The organism is Limnofasciculus baicalensis BBK-W-15 (genome assembly GCF_024178385.1).
Lineage (GTDB): Bacteria > Cyanobacteriota > Cyanobacteriia > Cyanobacteriales > Coleofasciculaceae > Limnofasciculus > Limnofasciculus baicalensis.
This window is the reverse complement of record NZ_JAMZMM010000078.1, coordinates 1-8,841: the sequence shown is the minus strand read 5'-3', so window position 1 is coordinate 8,841 and position 8,841 is coordinate 1. Positions and strand designations below refer to the sequence as shown.

General features: G+C 43.4%; 8 protein-coding genes. 3 read left to right on the top strand and 5 right to left on the bottom strand.

Annotation, left to right across the window (positions count from 1 at the left end; translation table 11 throughout):
- On the top strand, positions 1 to 447 hold a 447-nt coding region (locus tag NJ959_RS10185), incomplete at its 5' end, for a tetratricopeptide repeat protein (protein WP_254011642.1).
- A 155-nt stretch (positions 448 to 602) separates the two neighbouring features.
- Here NJ959_RS10185 and NJ959_RS10180 read toward each other — a convergent pair.
- The 4 genes from NJ959_RS10180 to NJ959_RS10165 form a co-directional block, all read right to left on the bottom strand.
- On the bottom strand, positions 603 to 2,663 hold the full coding sequence (locus NJ959_RS10180; RefSeq protein WP_254011641.1) for a protein kinase domain-containing protein: 2,061 nt from the start codon (positions 2,661 to 2,663) through the stop codon (positions 603 to 605).
- 23 nt (positions 2,664 to 2,686) lie between these two features.
- The gene (locus NJ959_RS10175; protein WP_254011640.1) at positions 2,687 to 2,860 is read right to left on the bottom strand and encodes a hypothetical protein; all 174 of its coding nucleotides are present in this window, start codon (positions 2,858 to 2,860) and stop codon (positions 2,687 to 2,689) included.
- Positions 2,861 to 3,012: 152 nt separating this feature from the next.
- Positions 3,013 to 3,324: a divalent-cation tolerance protein CutA gene (gene cutA / locus NJ959_RS10170; RefSeq protein WP_254011639.1), complete on the bottom strand. Its 312-nt coding sequence runs from the start codon at positions 3,322 to 3,324 to the stop codon at positions 3,013 to 3,015.
- 355 nt (positions 3,325 to 3,679) lie between these two features.
- The gene (locus NJ959_RS10165; RefSeq protein WP_254011638.1) at positions 3,680 to 3,979 is read right to left on the bottom strand and encodes a putative quinol monooxygenase; all 300 of its coding nucleotides are present in this window, start codon (positions 3,977 to 3,979) and stop codon (positions 3,680 to 3,682) included.
- Positions 3,980 to 4,232: 253 nt separating this feature from the next.
- On the opposite strand from NJ959_RS10165, the gene NJ959_RS10160 reads away from it, so the two are divergent.
- Positions 4,233 to 4,472, top strand: a complete 240-nt coding sequence (locus tag NJ959_RS10160) for a hypothetical protein (protein WP_254011637.1) — start codon at positions 4,233 to 4,235, stop codon at positions 4,470 to 4,472.
- A 149-nt stretch (positions 4,473 to 4,621) separates the two neighbouring features.
- On the opposite strand, the gene NJ959_RS10155 is transcribed toward NJ959_RS10160, so the two are convergent.
- Positions 4,622 to 5,737, bottom strand: coding sequence for a quinone-dependent dihydroorotate dehydrogenase (locus tag NJ959_RS10155; protein WP_254011650.1), 1,116 nt, complete (start codon positions 5,735 to 5,737; stop codon positions 4,622 to 4,624).
- 158 nt (positions 5,738 to 5,895) lie between these two features.
- On the opposite strand from NJ959_RS10155, the gene NJ959_RS10150 reads away from it, so the two are divergent.
- Positions 5,896 to 8,820, top strand: coding sequence for a GAF domain-containing protein (locus tag NJ959_RS10150; protein ID WP_254011636.1), 2,925 nt, complete (start codon positions 5,896 to 5,898; stop codon positions 8,818 to 8,820).
- The last annotated feature ends 21 nt before the right edge of the window (positions 8,821 to 8,841 follow it).

The following is an 8,841-nucleotide window of genomic DNA, read 5'->3' as shown; positions in this document are numbered from 1 at the left end:
GGTAAAGATTTAAAAGATAACCTGAGTCCTAAAGATGAACCCAGTCCTTCAAAAGACTTTCCCGGAGTGGATCATAACAAGCTCTCTGTTTATGATATCAGTGGTAACTATCCAAGACCAACGAAACTGGAACAAGCATTGGAATTATTGGCAATAGCCATAAAAAATAATGATCTTGATGGACAAGCATTGGCTCATAGTAATATAGGAGCAATATATGCTGCAACTGGCAATCTTAAGGTAGCAGTTTCTCAACTTACATTGGCAAATGATATTTATCAACGTATAGGTAATGAGCAACGTGTAAGTGAAATTCGTCAACGGTTAGGAGAGATTAACAATCAGTTACGCAACCCATCTCCGATACAGATTAATCCATCTCCGATACAGATTGATCCATCTCGGATGATACAGATTGCTCCATCTCGAACACAGATTCAGAAGTAATAATACTTTTGAGCAATCTATATTCAGAGAAGCGATCGCACTCTCCCCTCATTTTTACTGACGGGGTGACAATAAGATGTCACCCCATCAGTAATTTCCTAACTCCACCATTAGCAATTAGCACTCATAAAAAAAGTAACTAGCAACTTACATTACTATGGTGATGCTTCAGAAGATGGCGAGTTTTTCACCGTCAAATCGAATTGATAATCAATCGCCTCCCTAGCATTAGAAACCACCACAAACTCATAGAAACCAGATTCTGGCAGCGTACCAGAAAAACTGCGATCGCGCGAATCTTCTAATATCTTTGTCTTACCACTAGGACTATAAATAGAGAACAAAATTGTAGCCTTCGCAGTCAGCTTAACATCCATCACCTGATTTTTAGACAATTCAGCAATAAATGCCTTACCTTCTCCAGGTTTTAGTATCCCACTGATTTGCTTACCAATTCCGCCTGACTCAAAGGCAATCTTTTCTATTCCTTCTCCCGATTTCAAAGCTTTCACTGTATCAGAGACAACAGCAAACCATACCTGAACAATAGGCTGATTTCTAAAATCTTGACCCTGTTGTTCCTTAAATAGCTGGAAAAACTTAGCATCGGCTAAATCGTAAAGCGACTTGCTACTAAGACTTAGCTGATTTGCTTCACCAATCCAGCGATCCCGAGTTTCTTGATCGTAGCGCCCGATCTGCTGTCGTGCCGCCGGACTTAAATTTAGTTGTTCGATGCGCCCCAGGATATCCTCTGCGATTTTATCCCATTCCTCTCTCAGTTTTTCATCCTCTGGTCCTGTCCCCAACTGCTGCCCTTCTCGCCTAGGATACTTAGTCCAAAATGCCTCATTCACTAGATTTACATAAAACTTATATTCGATCCCCAATTTTAGCCGCTTTTGCCTTAGAGATTCCTTACGTTTTTGTTCTTCGGCTGACAACTCTGTAGATGCTGCGGGTTCGGTATCCTCGTTGGGAGAGACTACTGGATTATCAAAAATTTGAGTCTTTTTTTGAGAGCCAAGCTTAGACTGAATCCACATATTCCCCGCCCACCAACCAAATGCACCAGCCCCAATAATTAAACCAAATATTATTAGCAAAGTTTTGAACCAACCTAATGACTTTATCGGGGTTCGACGAGAGGGTGGACTCGCCGTGTCTGGGGCAGGGGAAGGTTCATGCTCAGAGACTTCCTCAAGAGGGGCAACTGCTACTGCGGCTTCTGTCTGCGGTACTGGCGGCAGGGGTGTCAAGGGAATCAAGGATGGCTGAGGTGTCACGGCTTGCATGACTTCACTAGCACTTTGGTAGCGATTACCTGGATTCTGTTGCAGCATTTTATCCAAGACATTACCAAAGCTGGGACTAAGACTAACATGCCGTCGCCAATTCCATCCTAAAGTGCGGGGGTCAATCAGTTGCTGTGGTTCCCTAGAAGTAAGCAAAACTAATAGAGTAGCTGCGAGAGCGTATAAATCGCTATTGGGATGAACAATGCCGTTTTGCATTTGCTCTTGGGGGGCATAACCAATCTTACCCAAGCGAGTGGGAATAACCGTCGGGGCTGCCGCAAACTGAAATTCGACACTTGCCGCTATTTGCTTAACACCACCAAAATCAATTAATACAGGTAATCCATCTCCATCTCGAATCATCAGGTTATCCGGAGAGATATCTCGATGAATCGCGCCCTTAGAGTGGATATATCCCAAAACTGGTATAATTTGCCGCAGGAGCTGCATCGCTTCCGCTTCAGTAAACCCCATTCCCTGACGTTTGCGATCGCTAAGTAAGGTACGATAGGTTTGTCCGGCTACGAAGTCCTGGACTAAAAGTAAGTATCCTCGCTCCTCGTATTTGGCACGAAATAATTCTCGAAACCTGGGAATTTGCGAGTGTTGCAGCCTGTAGAGTACCCCTGCTTCCCGCTCAAAAAGTTCTGCGGCTTTTTGTAAGGCGTAAGTACCTTGCACTTGCGGGGCAAATTCTTTTAAGGCACAAGGTTCATTGAATCGGTTAAGATCTTCTGCTAGATAAGTGCGTCCAAAGCCTCCATGCCCTAATTCCCGCACAATGCGATAGCGTTCCCCCAACACCAATCCCGGTGTAATTCCCTGGTTGACGGGGAAAGTCAGCTTCTCTCCACAACGGCTGCAAAACTGACTGCCAGAGGGATTTTCATGTCCTTTGGTGCAATAGATGGGCTTCATCAACTTTGAATGTGTTATGTCAATCAGCGGTAATCCTGTTCAGATACTAACTTATAAAAAGTCATTGGTGATTGGTGATTGGCGATTGATGATTGTTTTTTTTCTAAATAATAAACAATAAACCAATCAGCCTGAGCAATCCTCCTTATACCAAATCCGGCTTCAATACAGCCTTTATCTTTTAGTCTGCGCACCATCCAGACTTCGTTTGTCTAGTAGCGGTTTCAACCGCCGAATAATCCAGGGGGTGGATAACCCGGATTTGGTATCCTCATCCAGAAACCCGGTAACTTCGGCGAAACCGGGTTTCTTCGTCTATTGGAGATTTATAACAATAACAATCGTTTACCTATAATTTAGCCACCACTTCTGCATTTAGCCATTTGAGAAATCCGTCATTAACTGATTCAGGTGCAAGTTCGGCAATAAAATTATTATAGGTAATATGTTTACTAATTACCTCCTCGATTGCTTCTCGATAACCAGACTGGGTTTTAACGATTAAGACTGTTTCCGCTTCTTCCACAATTTTGTCTTCCCATCTGTAAGCACAAGTAATCGGAAACCAATTAGTGCATAAAGCTAATTTTTGTTCAAGTAATGCGTGACTTATTGCTTGTGCTTCTTGTGAAGTATTTAGAGTAATGTAGTAAATTTTCATGGCTAATAGCTAATTGGTATTCTACACTTTTATCAATTCTAAGTTCAATTGCAATCTGCCGTTAGCTGCGATAACCGACAGAGAATTAATTCTCTGTCTCATAGCTAAAGTCCATTGAAACTGAGATCTTGCACCAGTTGCAATAAACCGGAGGCTCTGCCTCTTATTGAGAATGCTGCAAGATCTGAGTTGAAATGCACTAGAAATATTACACAGTCGGTTTCAACCGACTTTAGCTGTGAGACAGTGGTTTTAACCACTGTCGGGTTATGGCAACTTATCCAAGATTTAAGTTAGAAATAAAGACGATTCTAGCAACTCTCCCCAAAACTCAAAAATTCCCCCACTCCCCAATTTAACCTATTTTGTTATAGCGACGGATATCTGGTGGCACAACAAGCAATCCATCTAATTGCTCAATAGCAGATTGGATATGTGTATTACCTAAATGGGCATCTAATTCTCCTGCACTGCCCCATTCTTCAACAAAGGTAAAATCTGTTAAATCTGCCTGATTTTGTAACAATTCATATTGGATACAACCTGCTTCACCCCTTGTTGTTTCAATCAGTCCAGTTAAGATGACTTTAACTTGCTCCACTTGTTCCGGAATGGCAACAATACGAGCAACAACACGAATGGTTGGGTTAGACATAATGAAAAATCTCTATGGTACTGGCAATCTCTAACTACACAATAAAATTATAACTGATCGGAGACTCACAATGCCCCATCACACTAATAAACCCGGTTTCTCCAAGAAACTGCGTTTATTGATATTTATCATTATTAGTACTTATTCAGGAGTATTACTAATATTGTGAGTGGTGCGTTAGGGTCGCATAAAGCACCCTACAGATAGAGGCTTGGTATAAATCCTGGTTATAAAATCACACAAATAAATAAAATTGCTATACTCTCTGGAAGCAGGGATACCGCAAGCACTCGCTTATATGCTGGCTCATCCTAATTCTCAAAAACCTGCCTTCGGATTTATCTCTAATGGCATTGATTTTGTTTTCCTCAAACTAACTCAACAAGGAACACCAAAGTATGCTCAGTCGTATCGATTCTCACTTGATAGCCGGGATGACTTATACACCGTATTGAAAGTGTTGAAACAGTTTAGTCAGTTGTTGAGGGAATAGGGAGGAGAGTTTTGAGTTTTGAGTTTTGAGTTTTGAGTTCTGAATTTTATAGCAACAGCCACAAGAATTAAGACATTCTAAACTAGCAAATTTTAACAATGGGCTGCCATCCCCTTGTCCTAACACGGGCGACTGCTATAACTGAGAAATCAAAATTCAAAACTTTTTTCTATGCCCCGTTCACCCAACCTTTGTAACAACCCTTCCATTACCCGACGTACCATCAATGGTCCTTCATAAATCCATCCAGTATAAACTTGAATTAAACTCGCACCTGCGGTAATTTTCTCCCAAGCATCATCAGGAGTAAAAATACCACCAACGCCAATAATTGGTAAATTACCTTGAGTTTGTTGATGAATAAAACGAATCACTTCAGTCGAACGATTCCGCAACGGTGCGCCACTAATCCCACCCGCTTCCTCTGTAACAGATTTACCTGTAGTCTCAATAATCTGAGTTTTTAACATATCGCGACGAATAGTAGTATTTGTCGCCACAATGCCCGATAACTGATAAGTTTGGGCAAGGCGAATCACATCTGCGATCGCATCCCATTCCAAATCGGGAGCAATCTTGACTAAAATAGGCTTTTGCCCTTGATTTTCCTGTTGCAGTCCATCCAAAATTAAACTCAGTTGTGTGGCATCTTGGAGAGAGCGCAATCCCGGCGTATTCGGGGAACTGACATTGACAACAAAATAATCTCCCAAATCCTTCAGGAGACGAAAACTGCCCAAATAGTCTGCTGCGGCTTGTTCGAGGGGTGTTATCTTAGATTTACCGAGATTAATCCCGATGGGGATTGAGATTGAAGATTTTTCCCTAATTGAGGATAATCGAGAGGCTAAAGCTGCTGCACCTTGATTATTAAATCCCATCCGGTTGAGAGCAGCAAGATCTTGAGTTAAGCGAAATAGACGAGGAGGAGGGTTTCCTGATTGAGGGTGAAGCGTCACCGTACCCAATTCGGCAAAGCCAAAACCAAGATTACCCCAAATTCTCGCAGCCACCCCATCCTTATCAAATCCTGCTGCCAAACCCAGGGGGTTGGGGAACTTCAGCCCCCAGAGGGTTTGCTCCAGGCGAACATCTCGCAGAGCAAAGGATTGCTCTAATCTTGATGCTATCCAGTGAGACAGAGGAATTTCCCTAGCGTCAGACAACCAACTTAAGAGTCGTAAAGTCTGTTGGTGGGCGATTTCGGGATCTACTTTTAATCCAGAGAACAGAATTGGGCGAATAATAGTTTTATAGATATCCAATGTCAGGAGTCCTTTATCATTATTGCTTTGTTGGTTATGTGTATCTAAGACACGGAAAAGGGAACAGGAAACAGGCAATATAACAGTCAAACCCTTATTGATTCCCCATTCCCTATTCCCCATTCCCTATTCCCCGTTCCCTCGCAGTTTTGATAAATATGAGCGGTGAGCAAAACCAAGAGCCATGGAATGAAAATAAACTCGTTACCTTGGGGCGAGTTGTCGAAACCTTACGGGAAGAGGAAAATCCTGATGTTCTCATTGAAACTACCCTGAATTACCTCCATAGCGAGTTTGACTATAGCCTAATTTGGATTGGTCTTTACGATCGCCTAGAACATCGGTTATTCGGTAAAGGTGGTTTTGCCCCCACCAATGACACAACCCTCCTCAAACAGCGGTTTAACCTCTTACCAGGGGATATTCTCGAGCAGGTGGTGATCCAGCAGAGACCAATAACCATTGCTAATCTCCAACAAGAGATGCGAGGAGGAGAATGGCGCAAAGCAGCGGAAGACTTTGGTATTCAGGGGACTATTTTATACCCCTTACGTTGCAAAGACCGCTGTTTTGGGGTAGCTCTGTTAGGGTGGCAGGGATGGGGTATTTCCCAATCTTCTGGGGAAAAAGCCCAGTTTTCCTTACTCCTAGGGGGACTAGCGGCAGCGCTATACCAAATTGAAGTGAATTGGCAGCATTCGTCCACCAAACGCCCGGATCAATCCCTATTTCAAGTTCTTGATGAACTCCTAGAACTTCCCAGTATAGCCCTGCGCCTAGATAAATTAGTATCTATGACTCAAGGATTTATCTCTGGGAGTCGCACTAATGTTTACTGGTATTCTCCGGAACGTCGCTACTTTTGGCATCGAGTTGGCAGTAGGCAAACCCTCCATAAATTAGCAGATTTAAGAAGTACTACAGCCGGGTTAATGGTTGCAGAAGCCAGTGATTTTTATCAATCGATGGTTGATGGCAATCTCGTGACTATTGGGGCGGGAAAAAGTATGCTTAGGGCGGAAAGTACCGAACGATTGCTTAAAAGATTGCGATCGCGATCCCTTCTGGCAGCCCCCATTCAAGCCCAGGGAGAACTCCTGGGTTTTCTATCAGTGGAAGATAATAACCCCCGCATTTGGGAGGAGGTAGAACGAAAGTATGTCAGCGCTGCGGCTCAATTGATTGGTTTGGTGGTGGCTAATGAAAAGATAGAATCCCTGTTCGATCTGGCATTAAATGATATTAACTTTGCTGCTGAAATTGCCCAAGCCATGGTGCAAAGTGTTAGTAAAGAAGTGGCGATGAAAAACTGTTCAAAGCTATTGTGCAAGCGTTTAAATGCAGAGTATGTTATCATTTTGCAACCGCAGAAAAACGGTCATTTTCATCCCATATTCAGTACTCAGCCATTAAATCGTCGTCCCCTTACTGTACCTTTAGCACCTCTTGAACCAAAGGATCGGCAGTGGTTGGGTAACAAGACTGAAGCGATGACGATTGAAGATTTAGAGGAAAATTTGCGGCTACCTAAATGGAAGGAATCTTTAAGTCAATTGGGAGTGCGATCGCTGTTATTATGTCAGATGAGCAAACGGGATAACTCACAAGAGCTACTTGACGATTTACCCTTCTTAATCGTTGGTCATAGTACCCCCCGCACCTGGAACCGTACTGAGCGTGCGTTGGTGACTACAGTTACTCACCAAATTAATTTGCTACTTACCCTCAACCACTATTCTGATAGTGCTAAACAATCACTTCTTGTCTATCAAACACTGCAATCTGGCTTATCCACACTTGTGCTAGCGCCATCCGATCCTGTTCAATTTGAACGGACTTGGATCGAATATTTAGCCAATCTGCTAGACTGTCCTGTGGCGGCCCTAATTAGTTGGACACCCCAAAATCCTTGGGCAACGGTGACAACTGCTCTAGTCCAAAATCCGCGCTTTGCTCTTGCGCCAGACTTAATGATTCCTATTGCCAATAATGCGCCGATTCAAGAAGCATTGACTACTCGTCGTTTTGTTTCTTGTTCCGTGGCGCAGTTATCTCCTGCTACTCGTAAATCCTTTAGTAATTCCGGTATTAGTAAGTTATTAATTATTGCACTTCACCAAGACGAAAATCCAATTACGGATATTTTACTCCTGTGCGATGACAAAGAACGACAATGGCCTGTGAACCTCTTACCATCTCTGGAAACCCTCACCCAACAATTTACCTGGTTTCGCCATTATCGATACCGCCTTCATCAACAGGCGCGAGCAGGGGAAGATTTGCAAACCTTAAATTGGTACAAACATCGGTGCTTAGAAATGCTCCATCAGTCAGTGCGCGAGAGTGTTAACTCTTTATTAGATCTTGATGCCAGCAGAAATGGAAAGCGAGAGAGAGGGAGCGCAGGAGCAGGGGAGCAGGGGATCGCAGAGGCAGGGGAACTAGGAAAACTGCCAACTTCCGAATTCCGGGGCACTATTTTATCCCCCCAGCCGCTCCAACTGATGCGGAATCAGCAACTCCTCCATCAGCTAGAAGCAACTCTCGCTATGTTAACCCCCATCCTCAAAGACGAAGAGTGGCAACTGGCAACAAACCTGGGTGCAATCCCATTTGCCAGTATACTGAAGCGATCGCTCGGTCGGGTGGAATCTCTCTACGAGCGCCGTCAGATTGGAGTTAAAGTTCACAAGCCTTCTAAATTAAGCGTTTTTGCGGATCGCCTCAAACTGGAATGTATCCTATTTGAACTTTTTCTGACATTTTGCTGTCAAACTCCAGCCAAAACTCAACTTCATCTCTGGTACTCTACCCTCAATCCGGAGCCAGATCCCACCGATAGCATTAATGCTCCCCCTCCTCTGTTGGAATTTTTGATGGGCGAATCTGATTCTTTCGCTGATTGCCAAAATGCGATCGCTATGCCCAACCCAGCCATCGCCTCTTCCTCGATCGAGTTTCCCAATAGCATGAATTTGACTATTTGTCAAAACATCCTCCGTTCTTGGGGAGGCGATTTGGAATTTTACCAATTGGAAAAGGAACGTTATTTAATGCGGTTTCTGTTAAGGTTGGCAAATTGAGAAGGATGAAGGATAAAGGAT